Origin of the sequence: Mycoavidus sp. B2-EB, from assembly GCF_014218255.1 — a bacterium.
Lineage (GTDB): Bacteria > Pseudomonadota > Gammaproteobacteria > Burkholderiales > Burkholderiaceae > Mycoavidus.
On the sequence record NZ_AP021872.1, the window covers coordinates 104228 to 130470 of the forward strand.

The 26243-nt window shown below is 50.5% G+C and carries 16 protein-coding genes and 2 rRNA genes; 11 read left to right on the forward strand and 7 right to left on the reverse strand.

Translation table 11 applies throughout. The features are described 5' to 3' along the window. The first annotated feature begins 59 nt into the window (after positions 1–59). From MPB2EB_RS00430 to ubiA, 6 genes are all read left to right on the forward strand, one after another. Positions 60–2939, forward strand: a 23S ribosomal RNA gene (locus MPB2EB_RS00430). Between the two features lie 87 nt (positions 2940–3026). Further along, positions 3027–3139, forward strand: a 5S ribosomal RNA gene (gene rrf, locus MPB2EB_RS00435). Positions 3140–3360: 221 nt separating this feature from the next. After that, entirely contained in the window at positions 3361–5442 is a 2082-nt protein-coding gene (locus MPB2EB_RS00440; RefSeq protein WP_185181941.1) for a hypothetical protein, read from the forward strand. Positions 5443–5807: 365 nt separating this feature from the next. Next, positions 5808–6788, forward strand: a complete 981-nt coding sequence (locus MPB2EB_RS00445; protein ID WP_185181942.1) for a LysR substrate-binding domain-containing protein — start codon at positions 5808–5810, stop codon at positions 6786–6788. A 72-nt stretch (positions 6789–6860) separates the two neighbouring features. After that, positions 6861–7349, forward strand: a complete 489-nt coding sequence (locus MPB2EB_RS00450; protein WP_185181943.1) for a Dps family protein — start codon at positions 6861–6863, stop codon at positions 7347–7349. A 72-nt stretch (positions 7350–7421) separates the two neighbouring features. Beyond that, positions 7422–8300: a 4-hydroxybenzoate octaprenyltransferase gene (gene ubiA / locus MPB2EB_RS00455; protein ID WP_370576605.1), complete on the forward strand. Its 879-nt coding sequence runs from the start codon at positions 7422–7424 to the stop codon at positions 8298–8300. Between the two features lie 177 nt (positions 8301–8477). Here ubiA and proC read toward each other — a convergent pair whose 3' ends face one another. The 5 genes from proC to MPB2EB_RS00480 are packed head-to-tail and all read right to left on the reverse strand — an operon-like array spanning position 8478 to position 16573. Next, positions 8478–9290 (reverse strand): pyrroline-5-carboxylate reductase, encoded by an 813-nt coding sequence (gene proC / locus MPB2EB_RS00460; RefSeq protein WP_185181944.1) that lies wholly within the window; start codon positions 9288–9290, stop codon positions 8478–8480. Between the two features lie 51 nt (positions 9291–9341). Then, entirely contained in the window at positions 9342–10037 is a 696-nt protein-coding gene (locus MPB2EB_RS00465) for a YggS family pyridoxal phosphate-dependent enzyme (protein ID WP_185181945.1), read from the reverse strand. Positions 10038–10069: 32 nt separating this feature from the next. Continuing rightward, positions 10070–11146: a 3-deoxy-7-phosphoheptulonate synthase AroG gene (gene aroG / locus MPB2EB_RS00470; RefSeq protein ID WP_185181946.1), complete on the reverse strand. Its 1077-nt coding sequence runs from the start codon at positions 11144–11146 to the stop codon at positions 10070–10072. A 33-nt stretch (positions 11147–11179) separates the two neighbouring features. After that, a complete protein-coding gene (gene tldD / locus MPB2EB_RS00475) occupies positions 11180–12646 on the reverse strand; it encodes a metalloprotease TldD (RefSeq protein WP_185181947.1) in 1467 nt (488 codons plus the stop codon). Between the two features lie 9 nt (positions 12647–12655). Continuing rightward, positions 12656–16573, reverse strand: a complete 3918-nt coding sequence (locus tag MPB2EB_RS00480) for a YhdP family protein (protein WP_185181948.1) — start codon at positions 16571–16573, stop codon at positions 12656–12658. 144 nt (positions 16574–16717) lie between these two features. On the opposite strand from MPB2EB_RS00480, the gene glnE reads away from it, so the two are divergent. Further along, positions 16718–19591: a bifunctional [glutamate--ammonia ligase]-adenylyl-L-tyrosine phosphorylase/[glutamate--ammonia-ligase] adenylyltransferase gene (gene glnE / locus MPB2EB_RS00485; protein WP_185181949.1), complete on the forward strand. Its 2874-nt coding sequence runs from the start codon at positions 16718–16720 to the stop codon at positions 19589–19591. Positions 19592–19611: 20 nt separating this feature from the next. On the opposite strand, the gene recN is transcribed toward glnE, so the two are convergent. Continuing rightward, complete coding sequence (gene recN, locus MPB2EB_RS00490; protein ID WP_185181950.1) at positions 19612–21291, reverse strand: DNA repair protein RecN; 1680 nt, start codon at positions 21289–21291, stop codon at positions 19612–19614. A 127-nt stretch (positions 21292–21418) separates the two neighbouring features. Beyond that, positions 21419–22342 (reverse strand): NAD kinase, encoded by a 924-nt coding sequence (locus MPB2EB_RS00495; protein ID WP_185182596.1) that lies wholly within the window; start codon positions 22340–22342, stop codon positions 21419–21421. A 199-nt stretch (positions 22343–22541) separates the two neighbouring features. Between MPB2EB_RS00495 and hrcA the strand changes: the two genes are divergently transcribed. The 4 genes from hrcA (at position 22542) to grpE (ending at position 26153) form a co-directional block, all read left to right on the forward strand. After that, positions 22542–23570: a heat-inducible transcriptional repressor HrcA gene (gene hrcA, locus MPB2EB_RS00500; RefSeq protein WP_185182597.1), complete on the forward strand. Its 1029-nt coding sequence runs from the start codon at positions 22542–22544 to the stop codon at positions 23568–23570. 258 nt (positions 23571–23828) lie between these two features. Beyond that, positions 23829–24389, forward strand: a complete 561-nt coding sequence (locus MPB2EB_RS00505) for a recombinase family protein (protein ID WP_185181951.1) — start codon at positions 23829–23831, stop codon at positions 24387–24389. 9 nt (positions 24390–24398) lie between these two features. Then, positions 24399–25460 (forward strand): ferrochelatase, encoded by a 1062-nt coding sequence (gene hemH, locus MPB2EB_RS00510; protein WP_185182598.1) that lies wholly within the window; start codon positions 24399–24401, stop codon positions 25458–25460. Between the two features lie 117 nt (positions 25461–25577). Beyond that, positions 25578–26153: a nucleotide exchange factor GrpE gene (gene grpE, locus MPB2EB_RS00515; RefSeq protein WP_185181952.1), complete on the forward strand. Its 576-nt coding sequence runs from the start codon at positions 25578–25580 to the stop codon at positions 26151–26153. Positions 26154–26243: the final 90 nt, after the last annotated feature.

Genomic DNA, 26243 nt, shown 5'->3' on the forward strand with positions numbered 1-26243 from the left:
AGACGGAAGTCAGCCGTTGAGATAAGACAAACAAGTACTTAGAGACACCCTAGTTATAGGGTCAAGTGAATAAGTGCATGTGGTGGATGCCTTGGCGATCACAGGCGAAGAAGGACGTGGTAGCCTGCGAAAAGCTTCGGGGAGCTGGCAAACGAGCATTGATCCGAAGATCTCCGAATGGGGAAACCCGGCCCGTATGGGTCATCCTTGACTGAATACATAGGTCAAGAGAAGCGAACGCGGTGAACTGAAACATCTAAGTAGCCGCAGGAAAAGAAATCAACCGAGATTCCCAGAGTAGTGGCGAGCGAAATGGGAAGAGCCTGTATTTTTTAGCAGATGAGTTAGCGAAACGGAATGGAAAGTCCGGCCATAGAAGGTGATAGCCCTGTATGCGAAAGCTCGTGTGTGGAACTAAGGATACGAAAAGTAGGGCGGGACACGTGAAATCCTGTTTGAAGATGGGGGGACCATCCTCCAAGGCTAAATACTCGTGATCGACCGATAGTGAACCAGTACCGTGAGGGAAAGGCGAAAAGAACCCCGGAAGGGGAGTGAAATAGATCCTGAAACCGCATGCATACAAACAGTAGGAGCCTCGTAAGGGGTGACTGCGTACCTTTTGTATAATGGGTCAGCGACTTACATTCAGTAGCGAGCTTAACCGATTAGGGCAGGCGTAGCGAAAGCGAGTCCGAATAGGGCGATAGTTGCTGGGTGTAGACCCGAAACCGGATGATCTATCCATGGCCAGGATGAAGGTGCGGTAACACGTACTGGAGGTCCGAACCCACTAATGTTGAAAAATTAGGGGATGAGCTGTGGATAGGGGTGAAAGGCTAAACAAATCCGGAAATAGCTGGTTCTCTCCGAAAACTATTTAGGTAGTGCCTCGTGTATCACCTTCGGGGGTAGAGCACTGTCATGGTAGAGGGGTCCATTGCGGATTACCTCGCCATAGCAAACTCCGAATACCGAAGAGTGCAATCACGGGAGACAGACGCCGGGTGCTAACGTCCGACGTCAAGAGGGAAACAACCCAGACCGCCAGCTAAGGTCCCCAAGATTGGCTAAGTGGGAAACGAAGTGGGAAGGCTAAAACAGTCAGGAGGTTGGCTTAGAAGCAGCCATCCTTTAAAGAAAGCGTAATAGCTCACTGATCGAGTCGTCCTGCGCGGAAGATGTAACGGGGCTCAAGCCAGTCACCGAAGCTGCGGATGCATAGTAATATGCATGGTAGGAGAGCGTTCCGTAAGCCTGTGAAGGTGTATCGAAAGGTATGCTGGAGGTATCGGAAGTGCGAATGCTGACATGAGTAGCGATAAAGGGGGTGAAAAGCCCCCTCGCCGTAAGCCCAAGGTTTCCTACGCAACGTTCATCGGCGTAGGGTGAGTCGGCCCCTAAGGCGAGGCAGAAATGCGTAGCTGATGGGAAGCAGGTTAATATTCCTGCACCGTCGTTAGATGCGATGGGGGGACGGATCGCGGAAGGTTGTCCGGGTGTTGGAAATCCCGGTCTCTGCATTGGAGAAGGCGCTTAGGCAAATCCGGGCGCGGAATTCAAGGGTGTGGGGCGAGCAAACGTAAGTTTGCGAAGCAATTGGAAGTGGTTCCAAGAAAAGCCTCTAAGCTTCAGTCTAACGAGACCGTACCGCAAACCGACACAGGTGGGCGAGATGAGTATTCTAAGGCGCTTGAGAGAACTCGGGAGAAGGAACTCGGCAAATTGGTACCGTAACTTCGGGATAAGGTACGCCCTAGTATCTTGACTGGCCTGCGCCAGGAGGGAGAAAGGGTTGCAAAAAATTGGTGGCTGCGACTGTTTAATAAAAACACAGCACTCTGCAAACACGAAAGTGGACGTATAGGGTGTGACGCCTGCCCGGTGCCGGAAGATTAAATGATGGGGTGCAAGCTCTTGATTGAAGTCCCGGTAAACGGCGGCCGTAACTATAACGGTCCTAAGGTAGCGAAATTCCTTGTCGGGTAAGTTCCGACCTGCACGAATGGCGTAACGATGGCCACACTGTCTCCTCCCGAGACTCAGCGAAGTTGAAATGTTTGTGATGATGCAATCTACCCGCGGCTAGACGGAAAGACCCCATGAACCTTTACTGTAGCTTTGTATTGAACTGTGAACCGGTCTGTGTAGGATAGGTGGGAGGCTTTGAAGCGTGAACGCTAGTTCGCGTGGAGCCAACCTTGAAATACCACCCTGGTTTGTTTGCGGTTCTAACCTTGGCCCGTGATCCGGGTCGGGAACAGTGCATGGTGGGCAGTTTGACTGGGGCGGTCTCCTCCCAAAGCGTAACGGAGGAGTACGAAGGTACGCTAGGTACGGTCGGAAATCGTATCGATAGTGCAATGGCATAAGCGTGCTTAACTGTGAGACTGACACGTCGAACAGGTGCGAAAGCAGGTCATAGTGATCCGGTGGTTCTGTATGGAAGGGCCATCGCTCAACGGATAAAAGGTACTCTGGGGATAACAGGCTGATACCGCCCAAGAGTTCATATCGACGGCGGTGTTTGGCACCTCGATGTCGGCTCATCTCATCCTGGGGCTGTAGCCGGTCCCAAGGGTATGGCTGTTCGCCATTTAAAGAGGTACGTGAGCTGGGTTTAAAACGTCGTGAGACAGTTTGGTCCCTATCTGCCGTGGGCGCTGGAAGTTTGAGAGGACCTGCTCCTAGTACGAGAGGACCGGAGTGGACGAACCTCTGGTGTACCGGTTGTCACGCCAGTGGCATCGCCGGGTAGCTATGTTCGGAAGAGATAACCGCTGAAAGCATCTAAGCGGGAAACTCGCCTCAAGATGAGACTTCCCGGGAATTCGATTCCCCTTAAGGGTCGTTCAAGACCAGAACGTCGATAGGCTGGGTGTGTACGCGCAGTAATGTGCTTAGCTAACCAGTACTAATTGCCCGTGTGGCTTGACCCTATAACTCGTGTGTCTTAGTCTATTACCTATTCTTCTTCCAACCCCATTTGAGAAATTGACCTTAACTCAGTTTCTCTACCCCTTACGCCTGATGACCATAGCGTGTTGGTACCACCCCTTCCCATCTCGAACAGGACCGTGAAACAACACCGCGCCGATGATAGTGCGGATTCCCGTGTGAAAGTAGGGCATCGTCAGGCTTCTCTATTACTCAAAGCCCCCTATATGGGGGCTTTTTGTTTTTATCGCCCCCCTTTTACCTCGCTATCCCCGCTTTACTGCTCCCTACCCCTCCAATCCCCTTCCCATGCAATTGAAACAAAATCGGAAAATCCTTCGATTCAATTAAGGCTTCCTAAATTCTGCGGAATGATTTATCCTCGAATGTTACGAAATTCGAATCTATAAGCAAGGAATATATATGTTGCCTCTGTCTGGTCACCCCTTTTCTGCTCATCGGGTATCTATCAATAACCCAGAACCCACACCGACTGCAACTCAGAATAGCCCAGATGCAGCTGCATTAACTCGCGCTCAAACTAAGCCTCCAGCCGTATTAAGCGTTCCACCTGAAATTTGGCTAAAGATATGGGGCGTCATACCCCACGCGGAGCTCCAAGAAAGTATTAAAAAGATGCGCGAAGTTTCCAGAGAGATGGATGTCATGGCCAGCCCAATGCTGAGCCCTATCCTGTTGAAAGATCCCGAAGATTTTAAAGGGGTGAAGGTTCTTCTAGCAAAAACAGAGTGGCGAGCTCCGCTCACGCTAACAACGGCTGCCTGCACACATGACATCTTAAAAGCATTATCGCCTGATATAAAGCATTTGAAACTCAAACAGGAAGACGGCGCAATCGATCCTCAAGCGATGGAGGCACTCCCTGATTTTAAACAATTGGAATCTTTGGATTTAAGTGACTCTGAGCTTTCTGGAGAAGCGATTGCAGTGCTTCTTTCAAAGACGTCTCGTCTAAAAACGCTCAAGTTAAGCAATTGCCCAGATATTGCTCTTGACGCGATTAAGGCACTCTCTGATTTTGAACAATTGGAATCTTTGGATTTAAGTCAACTTCCTCAGCGTTTTTCTCAGCACTCTTCTCAGCTTTCTGGAGCGTCGATTGTAGCGCTTCTCTCAAAGACGTCTCGTCTAAAAACGTTCAAGTTAAGCAATTGCCCAGACATTGCTCTTGATGCGATTAAGGCACTCTCTCATCTTAAACAATTGGAATCTTTAGATTTAAGTGACTCCGAGCTTTCTGGAGCGTCGATTGCAGCGCTTCTCTCAAAGACGTCTCGTCTAAAAACGCTCAAGTTAAGCCATTGCCCAGACATTGCTCTTGACGCGATTAAGGCACTCCCTAATCTTGAACAATTGGAATCTTTGGATTTAAGTGGATTTCTGCAGCTTTCTGGGCAGGCGCTTGCAGCGCTTCTCTCAAAGACGCCTCATCTAAAAACGTTAAAGTTAAGCCATTGCCCAGACATCGCTCTTGAAGTGATTAAGGCGCTTCCTGTTTTTGAACACTTGGAATCTTTGGATTTAAGTAGATCTCAGCTTTCTGGGCAGGTGTTTGCAGCGTTTCTCTCAAAGATGCCTCATCTAAAAACGTTAAAGTTAAGGTATTGCCCAGACATCGCTCTTGAAGCGCTTAAGGCACTCTCTGATTTTAAACAATTGGAATCTTTGGATTTAGGTGCATCGCAGCTTTCTGGAGCGTCGATTGCAGCGCTTCTCTCAAAGACCCCTCATCTAAAAGCGCTAAAGTTAAGCAATTGCCCAGTCATCGCTCTTGAAGCGATTAAGGCACTCTCTGATTTTAAACAATTGGAATCTTTGGATTTAGATGGATCTGAGCTTTCTGGAGAGGTGCTTGCCGAACTTCTCTCAAAGACCCCTCATTTAAAAACGTTAAATTTAAGAGATTGCCCAGACATCGCTCTTGAAGCGCTTAAGGCACTCTCTGATTTTGAACAATTGGAATCTTTGGATTTAGATATATCGCAGCTTTCTGGGCAGGCGCTTGCAGCGCTTCTCTTAAAGACGCCTAATCTAAAGAAATTAAAGGTAAGGTATTGTCCAAGCATCGCCCTTGAAGCGATTAAGGCGCTCCCTATTTTTAAACAATTAGAATTCTTAGATTTAAGTTTACCTCAGCTTTCTGCAGAGGAGTGTGCAGCGCTTCTCTCAAAGACCTCTCATTTAAAAACATTAATTTTAAAAGGTTATCCTGCTATCGATCTTGAAGCGATTAAGGCACTCTCTGGTCTTAAACAATTGGAATCTTTGAATTTAAGTAGCGAGAAGCTTGATATAGAGGGATTTGTAATGTTTCTCCAAAAGGCCTCTAATCTAAAAACGGTAGAATTATGGTGTTATGCTGGCTTCGATCTTGAAACTCTTAAGGCACAACCTGTTTTTGAGAAATATACAATCCTAGATCTACCCCAAAATGCAATGTCCATTAGAACACTCAGATTAATCCGTCGATCAATTAATGACTGACCTTGCTTTGTGTTTGAGCGGCCCACCAAAAGTCTTGAACGAGAGTTCAACTTTCGGGGGGCTTTCATACTCTCCGATAGGAACGGGTCCCAAGCCCGGCTATAAAAGCGCATCTTTTCCTTATTGGACCGCTTGCAATTAATAATTCATTCTATCTCCCCCCTTTACCCTCAACCTCACATTCCCCCGCATTTGCCATTCCCCTGCTCACCACATCCCATTGCCTCCGGTAAGGAAGCATTCATTCCTCCCAACCCCATCTTTTCATCACCACCCCTACACCGGCCAATACAAAAAACCCTACTTTATTTGATTAAATTAACTAAATCCAGTAGGGGGGAGTTGTTTTGGTATACTGCCAATACATGACTCTGACCGAACTTAAATATATCGTTGCAATTGCTCGTGAACGGCACTTTAGCCGTGCGGCTGATGCTTGTTTTGTGAGCCAGCCGACTTTGTCTGTCGCGATAAAAAAGCTCGAAGAGGAGCTGAATGTACAGATTTTTGAACGTAGCACGAATGAAATTAGCGTAACGCCGATTGGCGAGCAGATTATTGCGCAGGCGCAACGCGTGTTGGAGCAAACGCAAGCGATCAAAGAAATCGCCAAGCAAGGCAAAGATCCATTAACGGGCCCGATACGTCTTGGCATAATTTATACAATCGGGCCTTATTTGTTGCCTAAGCTGGTTAAACAAATGATTAAAATGGTGCCGCAAATGCCATTAATGCTGCAAGAAAATTTTACTTTGAAGCTGATTGAATTGCTTAAACAAGGTGAAATTGATGCGGCTGTGATTGCTTTGCCATTTCCCGAAACTGGGCTAATGATGCGTCCACTTTATGATGAGCCATTTGTTGTCGCTGTACCTAGCGGGCATCCGTGGGAACAACACACTTCAATCGATGCTCACGACCTTAAGCAAGAAACCATGCTGTTACTGGGTAACGGGCATTGTTTCCGGGACCATGTGCTCGGTGTGTGTCCAGAATTGATGCGTTTCTCGCAAAATACGGACGGCATTCAAAAAACCTTTGAAGGCTCATCACTTGAAACTATTCGGCATATGGTGGCAAGCGGAATTGGTATTACTGTGCTGCCATGTACTTCCGTGCCGGCTGAACAAATTGGCCGGCGTAAAATCATGCAGCATAAAAGTGCGCTTGATGATGCCATGTTGACTTATATTCCATTCAGTGAGCCTGTGCCGGATCGCCGTGTGGTGCTGGCCTGGCGCAAAAGTTTTACACGTATGCCGGCCATTGACGTGATTTGTTCTGCTGTGGCAGCCTGCGATTTATCGGGTATAAAAAAGCTGGAATTGCCCGCTAAGCAGGCATAAGGCGAGTCCAATCGGGGCTCCAACTGCTGAAATACTTAATTAACGTATCTATGTCTTTTTTCAGGAGCGCGTATGACGAATAAGAATGCAGCGACCCATATCAATATCGGTATTAATGATCAAGATCGCAAGAAAATTGCCGAGGGGTTAAGTCATTTACTCGCGGATACCTATACCCTGTATTTAAAAACACATAACTTCCATTGGAATGTCACGGGCCCACAATTCAATACCTTGCACCTCATGTTTGAGGCGCAATATACTGAGCTTGCAATCGCGGTTGATGAAATCGCCGAGCGGATTCGGGCTCTGGGTTTTCCGGCTCCGGGTAGTTACCGTGAATATATCAAGCTGTCCTCTATCCCTGAAGCGGAGGGCGTACCTACGGCTGTGGAAATGATTCGCCAATTGGTTGAAGGTCAAGAAGCCGTAGTAAGAACTGCGCGTAAAGTATTTCCGGTGACTGAAGCTGCGCATGATGAGCCGACCGCAGATCTGCTGACGCAACGCATGCAAACGCATGAAAAAACCGCCTGGATGCTACGTTCAATGCTCGAATAAACCCAGCGAAATGAACCAAGTCGCGCAAGCTGCTCGGTGGGGCTGCTTATTTCGGCTTGGGGCATTCAATCTATGATTAAAAAAAGTTCTCGGCTGTTTTCGCAGTTCGTCCTATATTGGCGTTTGCTGCGCTTGGATAAGCCGGTTGGTATTCTATTATTGCTATGGCCAACCTTGAACGCGCTTTGGATTGCCTCAAATGGCCCGCCGCCGCTGTCACTGTTGTTGATTTTTGTGACGGGTACGATCTTAATGCGTTCGGCGGGCTGTGCGATTAACGATTATGCCGATCGTGATTTTGATCGGTTTGTTGAGCGCACGCGCGAGCGGCCAATCACCTCTGGACAAATTGCGCCCTGGCAGGCATTAGTGCTGGCTGCTGCCATTGCCGTACTGGCTTTCTTGCTTATCGCATCGCTTAATGCACTCACGAAATGGCTGGCTCTGGTGGCTGCGCTGCTTGCTGCGAGTTATCCATTGACCAAACGCTTTTTCGCGCTACCGCAGGCTTATCTAGGCTGCGCTTTTGGCTTTGGCATACCGATGGCATTTGCTGCTGTGCAAAATCAATTGCCACCGCTGGCCTGGGCGATGCTGATTGCGAATATATTTTGGTCAATCGCTTATGACACGGAGTATGCAATGGTGGATCGTGAGGATGACCGAAAAATTGGCATTCGCACTTCGGCGCTAACCTTTGGTCAATTCGATGTGCTGGCGATTATGGGCTGCTATGCGTTATTTTTGTTTATTTACGCAGCAATAGGCATAGCGCTGGCTTATACATTTGCATTTTGGCTCGGCCTGATAGGCGCTGCGATATGTGTTGCGTATCATTACCGGTTGATTCGTACGCGCGAGCGGTTGGGGTGTTTTGCCGCGTTCAAACATAACAACTGGCTCGGCGGGTTATTGTTTGCTGGCCTCGCTGCGCATTATGTATTGGTTTAAATGCTGCTGGTTCCTTTTCCTTCGATAGATAGATTAGATTTCAAGATAGAGAAATTAGACTCCAAATTAGAACGGCTCGAGCTGCACATGATTGTTAAACTCACTGTTATCATGGGACTCTGACTTGGTGCGGCAGTTGCCTTAAGCAAATTTCTCTAAAGGGTCGTTGTCTAACTTTCAAGTTTGTCCGAACTCATCTGCCATTTGCTCAGCTCGCGCCCGGGCGGCAAACGTGCCGCGCATAATCGCTTCTTTTACACCATCTGCCGTGAACGAGGCAAGCGCAGCCGCAGTGGTTCCTCCTTTTGAGGTTACGCGCTCTCGCAATACGCTAGCCGGTTCATTAGATTGTGTCGCGAGTTGAGTTGCGCCGCTCATTGTAGCAAGCGCAAGTGAACGGCTCTGTACGTCATCAAATCCAAGCTGCTGCGCTGCCGCTTCAAGTGCTTCGATAAAATAAAATACGTAGGCCGGCCCACTTCCCGAAATTGCTGTAATCGCATCAATTTGTGTTTCTGCTTCACACCAGATGACTTGCCCTGCTGCGGCTAGCACGGTTTCAGCGAGCTTGCGGCCTGCGGCATTCACCTCTGGCAAAGCGGTAACGCCTGTCACCCCCTGTCCGATTAAAGCTGGGGTGTTGGGCATGGCACGCACAATGCGTGTATAACCCCCTAACCAGTCCTGTATCGTTGTTGTGCGAATGCCTGCCGCGATGCTAATCACAACTTGCTGGTTTAGATGTGGGGCGAGTGCGTGAGCAAGATCTTTGAGTTGCTGTGGTTTAACCGCTAATACAAGTGCATCATAGTGCTGCAGGGCTGAACTGAGCATGGTGCTAGTGCGGATCTGCCATTGCGCTTTGAGGCGCGCACATACATCGCTATTGACATCAATTGCATATAAATTCGATGAAGATAGGCCACCTTTAATCAACCCGCCGATGAGCGCGTTGGCCATATTACCCCCACCAATAAAAGCGATTTTCATAGAAGCTTGGTCGGCTGACTCATGCATTGAATCATTTCCCTGTAAGTGTAATTAATGTCTGGCGCGCGTACCAAAGATCGCTGAGCCAATGCGTACTAGGGTTGCGCCCTCGAGGAGGGCGGCTTCTAAATCCGCCGACATGCCGGCGGATAAAGTATCTAGCGCGAGCCCATGAGTACGTAGCGTATTCAACAGTTGAGACAACTGGCGATAGGCCAAGCGCTGCGCATCAAGGGTATCCGCCGGGGCGGGAATGGCCATCAAGCCGCGTAATTTGAGCCGTGGTAGCGTTGCCAGTGCCTGTGCTAGCGAGACTGCATTGGCGGGAGCGATGCCGCTCTTACTGGCTTCACCGCTCAAATTAACTTGCAGGCAGATATTGAGCGGTGGCAGATGGGTGGGGCGTTGTTCAGAAAGCCGCTGAGCGAGTTTAAGGCGGTCAACTGAATGCACCCAATCAAAATGGGCCGCGGCCCATTTTGTTTTATTGCTCTGTAAAGGTCCAATAAAATGCCATTCTAGCTGCGCGCGCAAATCTGCCAAAGCCTCGATTTTCTCAAGTGCTTCTTGCATATAGTTTTCGCCAAACGATAATTGCCCGGCAGCATAGGCGGCGCGAATCATCGCGGCAGAAAACGTTTTTGAGACAGCGAGCAAGCTGATTGCAGCCTCATTTCGGCCGGCTACGCGCGCTGCGTTGGTAATGCGCTGGCGTACTGTGTTGAGCTGGCTAGCAATATCAGACATGGGAATAAGCAGAGCTCGTATGGCGTGAGGTGTTAATTGCCGCGACTGCGGGCCATCCTGCGGCGCTGTTTGACCGCTTCTGATAAGCCCTCTAGCACAGCTACGCTGTCATTCCAATCAATACATGCATCGGTAATACTTTGTCCATAAGCCAGTGGACTGTCCCCTTCAAGATCTTGCCGACCCGCTACCAGGTGTGATTCAACCATGACGCCAACAATACGTTCGTCGCCGTCGGCAACTTGCTTGCCGATGTTAGCGCAGACTGGAATTTGATTGGCGCATTGTTTGCGGCTATTCGCGTGGCTGGCATCGATCATGAGGCGCGCTGCCAAGCCGGCTTGGGCCATTTCTGCGGCAGCGGCGCTCACGCTTGGCGCATCATAATTGGGTATTTTGCCGCCGCGCAGAATAATGTGACAATCTTCGTTGCCGATGGTGGAGACAATTGCCGAGTGGCCGCCTTTGGTGACAGACAGAAAATGATGGGGTCGTGACGCTGCTTTAACAGCATCGACGGCGATCCGGATACTCCCATCGGTGCCATTCTTAAAGCCAACCGGGCAGGAGAGACCAGAGGCGAGTTCGCGGTGCACTTGAGATTCTGTCGTGCGCGCCCCAATTGCGCCCCATGAAATCAGATCAGCCAGATATTGTGGGCTAATCAAATCAAGATATTCAGTACCCGCCGGTAGGCCCAGTCGGTTAATTTTCACGAGCAGCTCGCGTGCTGTGCGTAGGCCGTCATTGATCTTGAAACTATTATTTAAATAAGGATCATTAATCAGCCCTTTCCAGCCGATGGTCGTACGCGGCTTTTCAAAGTAGACGCGCATCACGATTTCTAATTCGCCTGCCAAGCGTTTGCGTTCAACGACGAGCTTACGCGCGTATTCAAGTGCGGCTTGTGGATCATGAATGGAACATGGGCCAATGACCACAATCAGCCGATCTTCCATGCCATGCAAAATACGATGCAGCGCTTGCCGGGTCTCAAAAATAAGTTTCGAGTTTTCTTCGGTACAGGGAAACTCCCGGATCAGTTGCGCGGGCGGCGTAAGTTCTTTGAGTTCACGAATACGGACGTCGTCAGTATTGTGCGGGGACATAAACATTCTCCTACGAATCAGTGGGGATTATGGCTAAGCGGTACCACCAACCGTCATCCGGTCGATGCGTAAAGTGGGTTGGCCGACTCCAACTGGAATGCCTTGCCCTTCTTTGCTGCAAACGCCAACGCCAGAATCCAGAGCCATATCGTTGCCTATCATACTGATATATTTAAGCGATTCTGGACCACTGCCAATCAAAGTTGCGCCTTTGACCGGCGCAGTGATTTGGCCGTTTTCGATGAGGTATGCTTCGGACGTTGAAAAAACAAATTTGCCATTTGTAATATCCACTTGACCGCCACCAAAATTGACTGCGTATAAGCCATTTTTAACGGAGGCAATAATTTCACGTGGATCTTTATTGCCGTTTAGCATATAGGTATTCGTCATGCGGGGCAACGGCAGATCTGCGTATGATTCGCGGCGGGCATTGCCGGTCACAGGCATTTTCATTAACTGCGCATTCAGCGTATCTTGGATATAGCCGGTTAAGATTCCGTCTTCAATTAAAGGGGTGCATTGAGTTGGATTGCCTTCATCGTCGATATTAAGCGACCCACGCCGGTTCTCTAAGGTTCCGTCATCCACGACGCTGACGCCTTTGGCGGCGATTCTTTGGCCAATGCATCCGGCAAAGGCGGAAGCGCCCTTACGGTTAAAATCGCCTTCGAGGCCATGACCGATGGCTTCGTGTAATAAAATGCCGGGCCAGCCTGGACCTAAAACCACGCTCATTACGCCAGCCGGCGCAGGCTGCGCCTCAAGATTGATCAAGGCGGAGTGCACGGCATCATCGACATAACCCGCGAGTACGGCATCACTGAAATAGTCATAAGCAAAACGACCGCCACCGCCGCCATTGCCCATTTCACGGCGGCCATGTTGCTCGGCAATCACGGTGATGGAAATTCTTACGAGTGGCCGTATATCCGCCGCCAGCCTCCCGTCGCCACGCGCAATCAGCACTACATCGTATTCACCAGCTAGATTCGCCATAACTTGCTTAATGCGTGGGTCGCGGCTGCGCGCCATATGCTCAACCCGTTCAAGTATTGCAATCTTCTCGTTAGCGCTCAGTGAGGCCAGTGGATTAATGCCGAGATAAAGCTTATGCGCGGCTGTGTTAGGGCGCGAATTAACTTGCGTGACGCGTGTGCGGCCCCCGCCTTGGCGGCCGAGCGCATGGGTTGTGGCGACAGCTTGTTTCAGAGCGGCGGGCGACAAATCATCTGAGTACGCAAAAGCGGTGCGTTCACCGGCCACCGCACGTACACCTACCCCCTGGTCGATATTAAATGTCCCTGATTTAACCTTGCCTTCTTCAAGCTCCCATGATTCGCTGTGCGTTGCCTGAAAATATAAATCCGCATAGTCAACGCGGCGCGTGAAAATGTCGGCAAGCATACCGGTTAGTAATGCTTCATCAAGTCCATAAGGAGTGAGGAGTGTATCTTTGGCAATCGTAAGAGAGTTCAAGTTGGCTTTAATAAGGTTCATAAACGTAATTTAAGGGCGACTATGCAGTGATTGTGCAGGAGCCGCTTCGGTCTGAGAGTCAATTTTACTCGCTTCGCTCGGAATTCGTTCAATCTGCGGGTTGGTCCATGAGCCGGTAATCGCATATTGGAGCGAAAAATTGCGGGAGATGGCGGCCGATAGGGCTAATTGCGCAAGGTAGCCGCTAAAGCCGAGTAAGGGATTGATGGCAGCCGTCGCTAATGCGGCGGAACCGGCATCAATCGACGGTACAACCGTGACCAGTAAATTTTGCTTTTCTTGCAGAATATGAGTGTTGCCAACCATGGTGATGCGCGCGCTGGGGCTTAAGATTTCAAAATGATCTACATAGCCTACGCCATTTCTGACTGTGCCTGCCCCATTAATTTGGTCAAAGGTTAAGCCAGAGCCAAATATGCCACGAAAATCTAATGCTAGAAAACGCGCCAGACTTTGCAGTGACAATACCCCAAGCAATTTACCAATGCCCTGCTCAATCTGCAGAATTTGCCCGCGCTGTAAGGCCAGCGACAATGAGCCATTTAAGTTTGAATAATCCAGCGCTATGGGCGTACCTTGCCAGCTCATCTCGCCCGTCAGGGAGCCACGGCCATGCTGTAGTGTACGCGGTAACCCGAAGCGATTTAATAAGTCGCCCACATCATTAATGGCAAGGTTGAAGGCAAGCGCTGTGCGTGGAGCATGATCGGTTTCTCGGGCTGAGAGCGGAGTGAGTGGGTGCTGGTGTGGCAGGTCCCAATGGCCGGTTGCATGCAAGGTCGCAGCGGGATTCAAGAGCTGTAATTTATCGAGCTGCCAAACCGGAGCGCCGTTGCTATCGAGGGTATTGTGCGCCGCTACTTCAACTTGTCCTAGCGCATGGCCGTGCACGGTGAGCTGGTCAATCACCCAATCAATAGCCGGAAAAGAGCTGGCCTGAGCTTCTAGTTTGGTACTCGTTGGCACCGCAGTTTGGCTTGCAATGGGCGCTGGCAGGTTGACGTGTTTAAAGCGTGCGTGAAGGATGCCATTTGTCGCCGATAAAGAGGATTGCCAACGCAGATCACCCAAAGCCTGAGGTGAAGTGAGATGCGCTTCCCAACTGTTACGGGTGCGCTGTGCGCTGAGCTCTGTATTTTCCCAATGCCGATTGGCCGCTTTTAATTTTTTAATCTGAGCAGATAGATGGGTAGGTAGCCAAGCTAACCAAGGGGTGGGTTGTTTAGATGGTCCGTGATGGTTCGGTGAGTGAGCGGTCGTTGGTGGCGTGAATAGCGAATTTAGGGCGGTGCGCCACGCATCCAAATTAAGCTGTTCGAGATTGAGGGTGGCTTTAATGCCGCGTGCTGGTCCGCGGAGGGCGGGCTCGGTTTTTGCTGAGGCAGGCTCGCTAATTGTAATTTGGCCGTTGATAACGGAGGGCTGCGGGCCTTGCTGTAATAAATAAGTTGCGTTAAGCGGGCCCATTTGCAGATCAAGGCGGCTATGGAAGAGCCCGAGGGAACTCGGCGTTTGAACCGCGCGCGTGGCGCGGGTAGCGGCAGATCCAACTTCCTGACTGCGGTAAACGGGTTTGAGCGCAAACCGGAGCGGCATTGGGGTCTTTGCATCTTTAAAGAATGGCTCGGGTAAACCCAGGCTTAAACCGGTTAAATCTGAGGTTGCAGTAATCTGCGCGGCGGTGTTTAGGGCGGCTTGCACGTTGATTTGGTAATCCGTTGCTCCATTTAGGTAGCGTGCTAGAGTAGCGAGTAGGGGGTCATCGGATACATTTTGCAGCGCTTGAGCGGAGAGTTTTCCATGCAGCGTGAGCGCGGTAGAACCCTCTTCCTTGACGCCGCCAGCGCCAGTGATCTTGCCACCTAACCACTGGGCCTGGAGCTTGGCAAGCGTGAGGGTGCGCTCAGTAAAATTGAGCTGACCTGTAAGTGCGGTAAGCGGAGGTAAGGCCCCCCAAGTTAAACCGTTCTTAGAAAAAATCAACGTACCCTTAACTTTGGTATGCGCTTGACCCCCGCGGGGTATTTCAAGTCCCAGCTTAAGCTGGGCGTTGCCGTTTGCGCGTAGTTGCTCAGTTAAATGCGTGGTCCAATTCGGTAGCGGGCTCGCATTGAAATAATGCAACATATCATCCAGCGGTCCATGTGCTGAGCCGCTAATCATTAAATTATCCGTATGGGTGGATATATCATTAATCTCGGCCTTAATTTCTTTTAGCGCGACATTACGATAGCGTGCCGACTTGGCGCTGACTTTGAGTTGTGTACGATTTAACTCAAAATGACCCCGTATATCTTCCAGCGCGGGCCATTGTGCAATCGGCTGAATGGCGGGATTTTCTGCTGCATCAGAAGAGGGGTTGAAGCAGCCGCTTTCAAATGGTGCCGAAATATAGAAAACGCCAGGTTTTCGCGGATCTTGAAATGGAAATTCGTCAAGTGAGCCTTGGACTTTGATGACCGCTTTGTGTGAGATACCACTCACCAGCGCATGCTTAAGGTAGGCTCGAAGTTTTGGGTTAATGTGGGCCGGTAAATAGCGGGGCACGCGGGCAACGAGTAGGCGCTCAAAATCTGCGGCTAATTTTAAATAGCCTTGCTTTGAGGTCTGATTCGACCAACTTCCATGCACACTGCCAGCGGCATCGGTGTTAGCAAAATTCAGGTGAGAAAGCTGAACTTGAAATAGCTTGCGTGAATCAAGCTGTTTAACCTGCCAATCCATTTTGCCGGTGAGCGTGTCGAATTTGAGAGTGGGTTCGTCAAATACCGTATTGAGCGTGATGGAGGTTTGTTTTGACGCCAGGGTGAGAGTGCCGTATTTTTCATTCGCGTCAATGGAGCCGGAAAGCCGCGTCAAGCCAGATAAAATCGAGGGAAAAGGGTCTGCATTCTGGTGCGTCAATGGAAGGCTCGACGTTGCGATGCCGATATTTTCAAATTGCGCTTTAAATTGATAGTGTGTAATTGACGTTTGACCTTTTTCATGAGGCGCGGGTTGCTCCCATTCTATGGCGTAATCACGGAGTATCCCCCGTGGTTTGAGGCGGGTGATCGGATTGATTAGGGCTGGCGTTATCTGTGATAGCGTAGCGAATTGACTCAATAAGTGCAGATCGGCGAGATCGCCATGCACGGCGATACGCGCGCCATGCTCGATGGATGGCGCGCGATAGCGTCCATCAAAGCGCTTAATGAGATTAATGGGCGCGTTATAAGCCGTATCTGATAAGGCTGAGCCTTGGTCTAAGCGAACGGATAGCTGGCGTACGCGTACCGACATATCTTGCTGCGTGTGCTGCTGACCGCTATGGTTAAATAACGTGAATTGCTCGCTCGTTAGCGTAAAAGCTAAATTGGGCTGGGTCTGATCTTGCCAATGTAATGTACTGTTATAGAGAGAGAGGGTTTTTTGTAAGGATAGCCAGTCCCACAATGCGTGTTGGTCTTTATTCTGCGCCGTGAGCGAAGGATTGGCGGCGATGCCGGCGATGAATAATTTGCCATCGGTGGTGCGCCAGGCCGTAATTTCTGGCGCGCGAATCTCTAGCTTCGACAATACCGGTTTGAATACAAGCAAAGAGCGCCAAGATAGGATGGCGGTAGTGTGGGGTATGATTAAATGGGTGCGTCCGCTCGCGTCCTGTAGGGTAAATTGTGAAATTTCAATCCGAGGATGTACTCCCTGCCAGTGTCCGCTAAGTTGACCGATCGAGACTTGCATCCCCAGCGCGCGCGAGGCGACTTGCTCGAGACGAGGTCTAAAGGTATCAAGTTTTGGCAAAATCCCATAGCGTAACGTGAGGGCGGCCGCTGTCATGCCGGTAAGAAGCAACAGCGCCAGTCCAGCAAAAGCGATAAACATCCGCTTAGCGCACGAAGGTTGTTTAACGACGCGCGCGGAGGGCGTGGGTTGGGAAGCGGGCATGTTGCGGCTAAGGGGCTATAAAAATAGGGAAATGATCTGGTGGTTAAATGTAACACGATCTGCGGCGCAATCCGTGGTCGTATTATTCTTGATCCTATTTAGAAGATTAAGCTGAGTTAAATTTTTTGTTAGGCTACGCTAGAAATGGAATCTACTTTGCGCAGCGCTGCGTATTCTCGTTACACCAAACGTATCTTGCTGGCTCAGCCGGAGCTCGCCAGTTTGATTGCACGTTGGAGTGCAACCAAACTATCAAGAAAAAAAATGGCGGACCGACTGGATGCGCTATTGTCCGCGGGTCAGGTGTGCCCCAACGAAGCCCAGCTTAAAAGCGCATTGCGCCAGCTGCGTATAGAAGTGTTTTGCACGGTGATGGAGCGTGACCTTGCGGGTACGGCGGATCTTGCCGAAGTCACGGGCGCTATGAGCGATTTGGCCGAACTCTCGATTCAAAGCGCGCTTTCAGTATTAAATGCCGAGCTGCAAGCACTGTACGGTACGCCGTATGGCGTGGATGCGCTGCCGCAAACACTTGGCGTAGTGGGTATGGGCAAGCTAGGTGGAGGTGAGCTCAATGTTTCATCGGATGTTGATTTAATCTTTGTTTATGGTGATGAAGGGGAAACTACGGGCGGCGCGCGCGCACCTATTTCAAATCATGAATATTTTTCAAAATTGGGCAAAAAACTGATTGGTGCGCTGTCTGAATTGACCGCAGATGGTTATGTATTTCGCGTAGATATGCGTTTGCGGCCTAATGGCGAAGCTGGGCCGCTCGTATGCAGCTTGCCTATGTTAGAAGAGTATTTTTATGTTCAGGGGCGTGAGTGGGAGCGCTATGCTTGGGTTAAAAGTCGATTGGTTAGTGAAACGAAGAGTGCGGCGGCCCAACGTCTAGCCGCGCAGCTAGAAACCCTGGTGCAGCCATTCGTCTATCGGCGCTACCTTGATTTTGGCGTCATCGATGCGGTGCGCGCACTGCACGCGCAAATTCGTCGAGAGGCCATGCGCCGTGCTGCGCAGAAACCCGATAAGGCTGACGATATTAAACTCGGGCGCGGCGGTATTCGAGAAATTGAATTTTGCGCACAGGTTTTTCAATTAATCCGGGGGGGGCAAAATGCAGGTTTCCGGGTGCGTCCAACCTTGCAAGCCCTAGCCTTTGCCGCAGCACTCGGGTTATTCGCGCCCACGGTAGCTGAACAGTTAGCGCAAGCTTATGGTTTTTTGCGTCAATTAGAACATCTTTTGCAATATGCTGATGATGCGCAAACCCATGTCCTGCCAGTCGATGAGGTTGAGCGCGCACGGCTAGCTGCGGCGCTTGGATTTGCCAATTATGCGGAATTTAAACAAACGCTAGATGAACATCGTGCCAACGTTGAGCGGCAGTTTGATGCCATTTTTGCGGATAAGAACGATCTTCATTATGGGCTGAGCCACAGTGCCGTGAGCCGTATCTCCTCTCCGCTTGCCGCCCCCGCAACAGAGGCCTCTCCAACGGCTGGTGCGCTACCCGCAGAGGCTATAACCCATACGATGACAGCCGCAGAAGCGGCCGCGTTGGTTTGGAGCGAAATGCTAGACGACGAAAGCACGCCTCAATTGCTCGAATCCGTTGCCGTGTTAGGTTTTAATGCATCTGCGAAGATTTTGGCGCGTTTAACTACAGTATGGCGTTCGGTGCGACATACGAACTTACCTGAAAAAAGCCGACTGCGTTTTGATTTGCTGGTTGAGCGGGCGCTCTATGCTATGCACGAATTGGATGCTAAGCGCCGTGACGAAACTTTATTGCGTTTCCTCGATTTACTCGAAGCAATTAATCGGCGTGGGGCCTACCTTGCATTATTAATCGAATACCCAGCGGCGCTGGTCCGGGTTTTATCCGCCTTGGGAGCTTCACGCTGGGCTGCGGATTACTTGTGTTCCCATCCGCAGCTGCTCGATGAATTGCTCGATGATGAGCTGCTGACGAATACCTTTGATTGGCCGGCTTTTAAAGTTTCGCTGGCAGCGCAGCTTGCAGCAGCCGATGGTGTTGAGCAACAAATGGACTTACTACGCCATGCGCACCATGCCGAATTATTTCGTATTCTTTTGCTTGATCTGGCTGGGCGCATGACGCTTGAGTACGTCAGTGACCGACTGTCTGAACTGGCCGATGCGGTATTAGATGTCACGCTTGAGGCTGTTTGGCGGCAAGTGCCGCGCTGTCATTGTGCCATCCCGCGTTTTGCGGTCATTGCCTATGGCAAGTTGGGCGGCAAAGAGTTGGCTTATGGTTCTGACTTGGATCTTATATTTTTATATGATGACCCAGACGAGGCTGCGCCAGAAATTTATTTAAGTTTTGCGCGCCGTTTAATCACCTGGCTGACGAGCTCGACCGGAGCCGGTCAGCTATTTGACGTTGATTTACGGCTGAGGCCTGATGGCGCATCCGGTTTACTGGTGACTGATCTGAATGCATTCCGTCGTTACCAACTGCATGAAGAGGGGGCGGCAAATACCGCCTGGAGCTGGGAGCACCAGGCCTTAACGCGAGCCCGCTACTGTGCTGGCGATGCACGTATTGGCGCCGCGTTTGAAGCCATTCGGACCCAAGTATTGACCTTGCCGCGCCGCGCGGCGACGTTGGCGCAAGAGATTGTGGCGATGCGCGCTCGTGTCTTAGAAGGCCACCTGAATTTAAGCCAACTGTTCGACCTTAAACATGATCGGGGCGGGATGGTTGATATTGAATTTATGGTGCAGTATTTTGTGTTGCTTTACGCTGGCTCATGCCCTGAACTGATTCGTAATACAGGCAACATCGCGTTGCTGCGCACCGCAGCACATTATGGTGCGATCACGGCCAGCGAAGCGGCTACCGTGGGTGATGCATATCGTTTCTATCGTATCTGGCAACATAGGTTGCAACTTGATGGCATCGAGCAGCATATGCGGGTGCCGACGGCGCAAGTGCAGACCCAACGCGAAGCTGTCCTGGCGCTTTGGGCGCGCGTGTTTAAGTGAGTTTCAGATGATTTGGCTGACTAAACCGTCAACATTTCCTGCGCATGTTGGCGCGTAGTTGACGTAATTTCAATGCCGCCTAACATCCTCGCAATTTCTTCGACACGGCTAGCGGGATCTAATGAAGTCACTAAACTGACGATTTGCTGAGCAGACGTGGTCTGTTTCGTCACCTGTAAATGCACATCGCCCCGCGCTGCTACTTGCGGTAAATGCGTGACGCATAACACCTGACGTTGCTGTCCGAGTTGGTGCAACAAACGCCCGACTACCTCAGCAACAGCGCCGCCGATACCGCTATCTACCTCATCGAAGATTAAAGTCGGGGTTGGGTTAGCGGTGCTGGTAATGACGGAAAGGGCGAGACTAATCCGCGCTAGCTCGCCGCCGGAGGCGACTTTCGCTAGAGGTCGCAAAGGTACACTAGGATGGCTCGCAACCCGAAATTCGATTTGCTCGAATCCGTGTGCGCGGCCTAAAGGATGAGATTCCTCTGCCATCTGCGTCAGTGGCACGAGTGCAACTTCAAAGCGTCCTCCCGCCATGGCTAAATCTTGCATGGTCGTAGTGACTGCTGCGCTGAGCTTCTGAGCGGCTTGCGCGCGCGCCTGCGATAACTGGCGCGCTAGTTTCTCATAGTGAGCTTGAGCAGAGGCTGCATCTGCATGCAGTTGCTCCAAATTGGTTGCCGCCTCGAATTCTTTTAAGCGGGCGCGTCGCGCCGCATGTTCGGCGGGTAGCGTTTCAGGCGTCACATGGAATTTACGGGCGCTGCTATGGAGTGCATTAAGTCGTGTCTCAATCTGGGCGAGTCGAGCAGGGTCAAGCTCGAGCTGTTGGGCATAATGATTTAATGTATGCACGGCTTCACTGATTTGGATTTCGGCCGGCTCTAGAGCGGTCAACGCATCAGCTAGCCGGTCATCAATCTGTGTTTGCTTGCGGAGTTGGTTCATTAACGCGCCAAGTCGTGGCAGCAAAGCCTGATCGGATTCAGCTAATACCTCTAGCGCATGCTGAACGCAGTGAATTAAGCTGGCGGCATGCGTTAAGCGCCGGTGTTCTGTATGAGTCGACTCCCATTCGCCAGGCTGCGGGGCCAGTTGGTCCAATTCATCTAACTGCCAGATAAGTTGTTCGCGTTCAAGCTGAATCTCACGGTTTGCGTCATGTGCGGTTTGGGTTGCGCGTATTGCATCGTGCCAACGGTGCCAGGCCTGAGCTGTTTCATGCGCGAGTGGCGCAAGGCCGGCATGTAGATCAAACAGAGTGCGTTGCGCCTGTGGGCGCATGAGCAGTTGATGCGCATGCTGACCATGGAGGTCAACCAGCATTTCGCCAATTTCCCGCAGTTGCGCAAGCGTAGCGGGTGTGCCGTTGATAAAAGCGCGGGACCGGCCGCCACTATCAATGACGCGGCGAAGTAACAAATTATCATGCTCAGCGTCATCTAGTGCGTGCTCATTGAGCCAGTAACGCACCTGCTCCGAGACCATGAATTCAGCTGTAATTTCTGTACGCGGCTGGCCCGCTCGCACCACGCTTGCATCCGCGCGTGCACCGAGCGCCAAGGTTAGAGCATCAATGAGAATTGATTTGCCAGCCCCGGTTTCGCCGGAAAATACGGTGAAACCAGGCTCAAATTCAAGTTTAAGCGTGTTGACGATAACAAAATCGCGAATCGATAAATAGCGTAACATCCTAAGCTCGGACTCATAAAAAATTCGCTGCCGCAATCAAAGCATCGCAAGCAGTTTGAGAATATCGCAAAATCTAATTTACAGCTAGCCAGTCGTTAGAGAGTGCTTGGCTAACTGCGCGCGCAGTTCAATCAATATTAAGATTAGGTCCATATGAAGGCGGTTCACTCCAATGTAGCTTGCTGCGCAACGTTGCATAATAACTATATGTTGGCGGATGCAAGAAAGGCACCGTATGATTGGAGCGGCGGACTTCGATGGTATCGTCCAACTCTAAAGCAGTGAATGATTGCATATCAAAATTCACATTCACATCGCGCCCGCTGGTGATCTGAATCGCGATCTCGGAATGATCAGGTAATACAATGGGTCGGTTTGATAGCGCGTGGGGCGCGATAGGTACCAGGACAATCCCACCCAACTGAGGATGCAAAATCGGCCCCTGCGATGATAATGCATAGGCCGTGGAACCGGTTGGAGTGGCGACAATTAGGCCATCGGAACGCTGCTCATACATGAAGCAACCGTTTACCTGAACCCGTAATTCGACCATGCCAGAAAAGCCGCTACGGTTGACGACTACATCATTAAAAGCGAGCGCATGGTAAATGGGTGCGCCAGCCCGCATGATGCGTGCTTCAAGCAGGGCGCGCTCTTCTCGTTCAAAATGACCTGCTAGCATGGTCGGGATAACCTGCTGCATTTCACTAATTGAGATATCGGTAATAAAACCCAGCCGCCCGTGATTAATGCCGATCAATGGCGTGCCGTAAGACGCGAGTTGGCGGCTTACGCCAAGCATTGTGCCGTCGCCTCCTAACACAATCGCAACATCGGCGCGGTGGCCTATCTCAGTGAGCGTCAAAATTGGACAGCGCGTTAAATCATCATACGCTGCCAAGTTAATGACGCGGGCGGTGTTGGCTTCAAACACAACCTCAAAGCCATCTTGCTGAATGCGCTTAGCCAAGAGCGCCAATAACTCTCCAATCCGTAGAGCATCGGTGCGACCGATGAGAGCGATGGTTTTAAAAGGAGCGTGGTTTTGCATAGTGGGCTTATGCCGTGATTGAAAAAGACGATGCACCATTTGGAAATAAAGTTGCGCTGCGCCCAGAAAGAGGAACATACCATGTTTGCCTAACTAGGCAATAAGGCTTTTTAAGTCGTTGATCTTATTTTGATCGATCGGCCAAAAAAACCATGATGAATCCGCGGTTACTGTGACGATTGCGCTACAATTTAGTTCTATGTTAGACCCGCGCGCCAAAACTCTGCTTAAAACTCTGATTGAACGGTATATTGCCGAAGGTCAGCCGGTGGGGTCGCGCACGCTCTCTAAATATTCTGGCCTTGAGCTGAGTTCCGCAACCATCCGTAATGTGATGTCTGATCTAGAGGACAGTGGGCTGATTGTGAGTCCGCACACCTCAGCCGGCCGTATCCCCACGCCACGGGCTTATCGACTCTTCGTCGATACCATGCTGGTGGCTCAGCCGCCCACAGATGATGCGCGGGTTGAAAGTACGGTGCGCACACGATTGCAGCCTGGCGAGCCGAATAAACTCGTGGCGGCTGCGGCGAGCGTGCTCTCCAATTTGTCGCAATTTGCGGGTGTGGTTTTAACGCCGCGGCGCAGCCATATATTTAAGCAGATTGAATTTATGCGTCTTTCGGAAAAACGCATTCTGCTGGTTATCGTGACCCCTGAAGGCGATGTGCAAAACCGCATTATGGCGACGCAAAAGGAATACTCGTCCGCACAGCTCAGCGAAGCATCAAATTATATTAATGCAAATTATGCAAATTTGAGCTTTACTGAAGTGCGTAAACGCTTACGTGCGGAACTTGAAGCGCTGCGCGGCGATATGACGCATTTAATGCACGTCATGCAGGAAGCGGTCGTCGCCAGTACGGACGATTCTGATTTGGGCGAAGCCGTCTTGATCTCTGGGGAGCGGAATTTGCTTGAGGTCGCGGATTTGTCGTCTGATATGGATCGCTTGCGTAAGCTGTTTGATATCTTTGATCAAAAAACCAGTTTATTACAGCTGCTTGAAGTCTCTAGTCACGCGCAAGGCGTGCAGATTTTTATCGGCGGCGAATCCAATCTCGTACCGATTGAGCAAATGAGCGTAGTCACTTCATCCTATGAGGTCGATGGCCAAGTGGTCGGCACGCTTGGCGTAATTGGCCCAACGCGGATGGCATATCAGCGCGTCATTCCGATTGTTGATATTACAGCAAAGTTGCTGTCGCAAGCTTTGAGCCAACGGTAACCCGAAGTTAAAGCGCCTCGTTTCGCCCTGTCTGAAACCGAGAGAGGAATTGAGTCGGCGCAAATTAATTAAAAATTTATTTAGCGCTGCCGCGGCGCTGAGCGGATGTCAGATTCTCTCTGCAAATTACGTCAGAATAGAGTTAAATTTTTGATTTATTGACATGCCTTGCAAAAGATAATAGAGTCTTCCCTGACATTTCTCAGGGAATTTGAGCAATGAGCGAAATCATCATTTACGAACCAGCAGACGCAAGCCATGAACGGACAGAGTATTGGGTACATCCGGGTCAGCACTTTCGATCAGAACCCGGAACGGCAACTGGAAGGCGTTCAGGTTGACCACACCTTCACCGACAAGGCATCAGGCAAGGATATTAAGCGCCCGCAATTGGAAGCACTGGTAAGTTTTGCCCGTACTGGCGACACCGTGGTGGTGCATAGCATGGATCGCCTAGCGCGCAATCTTGATGATCTGCATCGCATCGTGCAAATGTTGACGCAACGCGGTGTGCGTATTGAATTTATCAAAGAACATCTATGTTTTACCAGCGAAGATTCACCAATGGCAAATCTGATGTTATCTGTCATGGGCGCATTTGCAGAGTTTGAACGCTCCCTGATCAAAGAGCGCCAGCGCGAAGGTATTGCGTTGGCTAAACAACGTGGTGCCTATCGTGGCCGCAAAAGATCGCTCTCGGACGTTGAAATTACTGAATTACGCCGTCGCATTGCGGGCGGCGCTCAAAAATCTCAGGTCGCACGCGACTTTAGTATCAGCCGGGAAACGTTGTATCAATATTTGAGGACCGTGAAATAACGTATGCCAATGCCTGTTGAGCTTGAACCACAGAGTCAGCCAAGCCATTCATCGCGCGTCGCAGTGTTGTTGATTAACCTGGGTACGCCAGATAGGCCAACGCCGCGGTCAATTCGGCGCTATCTGGCCGAATTTTTGTCTGATCCGCGGGTGATTGAAATTCCTGCGCTGATCTGGCAATTGATTTTGCGTTTGATTATTTTGCCCTTGCGCGGGCGTGCCGTGGCGGCTAAATATAGGTCAATCTGGCTGCCCGAAGGCTCGCCTTTGCACGTCTATACTGCGCAACAAGCTCAAGCGTTGCAGCAGCGGCTTAATGCGCAAGGCTATACCGTCGATGTGGCGTATGCGATGCGCTATGGGACGCGCAATATCCATCAGATGCTCACGCAATTAAAACACCGCGGGGCTGAGCGCATCTTGCTGCTGCCGATGTATCCGCAATATTGCGCAGCTACTACGGCCTCCGCTTTTGATATGGCGTTTACGGCATTACAACGGATGCGTAACCAGCCTGAATTGCGCACAATTCGGCATTATGCGGATTTTATGCCGTATCTTGATGCGCTTGCAGCGCAAGTGCGCGCGCATTGGGCAATCCACGGCTTGCCTGATTTTGCCTCAGGCAGCCGCTTACTGTTGAGCTTTCATGGCGTGCCTAAACGCATCATCGATTTAGGTGATCCGTATTATATGCACTGTCAGTTAACGGCGACATTGCTTGCGCAAAGACTGAGTTTATCCGATGCTGAATACTGTATAACCTTTCAATCACGCTTTGGTCGAGCTGAATGGTTGCGGCCGGATACGGCGGCAGTCCTTGAAGAGCTCGGAGCGGCAGGAGTAAAGCGGGTTGATGTGCTCTGCCCGGGTTTTACGGCGGATTGTTTAGAAACGCTTGAAGAAATTGGGATTGAAGGGCGGGCGACTTTTTTGCGCGCGGGAGGAGAGGCATATCATTACATTCCATGCTTAAATGCTGCGCCGTTGTTTATCGATAGCTTAGCAGACCTGGTGGGTTTACACCTGCAAGGTTGGCCTGCTCAAAATTCATCTGGCGTATCCTCTTGAAATAGGTGATTAGGTCCCCAATTAGACCTTCTGCAATAAAAAGCATGTAATTTCCATCCTAACGGAACATTCTACATTGTGTAAAATCATTTTTTGGATTGAATAAATAGATTGAATATGGAAGAAAAGCAGCCTAATCAAACACCTCAGCTAGAGGATATGCTAAACGAAGTCTCCTCCCCAGAAAGCGCTTGCTTGACTGACGAGGCGCTCGCTAGGGCGCAGGAAAAAATTGCTGAACTCGAAGGCAATTACTTACGCGCTAAGGCAGAAACCGAAAATATGCGCCGCCGCGCCCAAGAGGATGTTGAAAAAGCACATAAATTCGCACTAGAGCGATTTGCTGGACATCTTTTGCCCGTAATAGATAGTTTTGACGCTGCGCTGGCCGATCCTTCAGAGGATCTTGCTCAAGTGCGCGAAGGGATTGAGCTGATCTTACGCCAGTTTAATAGCGCGCTGGAAAAGGGGCGGATTGTGGTGATGAATCCAGTTGGCGAGAAATTTGATCCGCGTTTGCATCAAGCCATTTCAATGGTCAGCGCTGAGCAAGAGCCGAATACAGTGGTGAGTGTTTTGCAAAAAGGCTATCTGATTGCGGAGCGTGTCTTGCGCCCAGCATTAGTCACCGTCTGCGAGCCCAAAAGCGCCAGCTCTTCCGCGCCGGCTGCGCATAACGCCAAGCTGGCGTAAAGAAACGCCTTGAAAATAAGCATATCGTACTTATTTTTAGCATAGTTTGAATAAACAGGTAAGCCATGCGCTTACGACGATTTAGAGGAT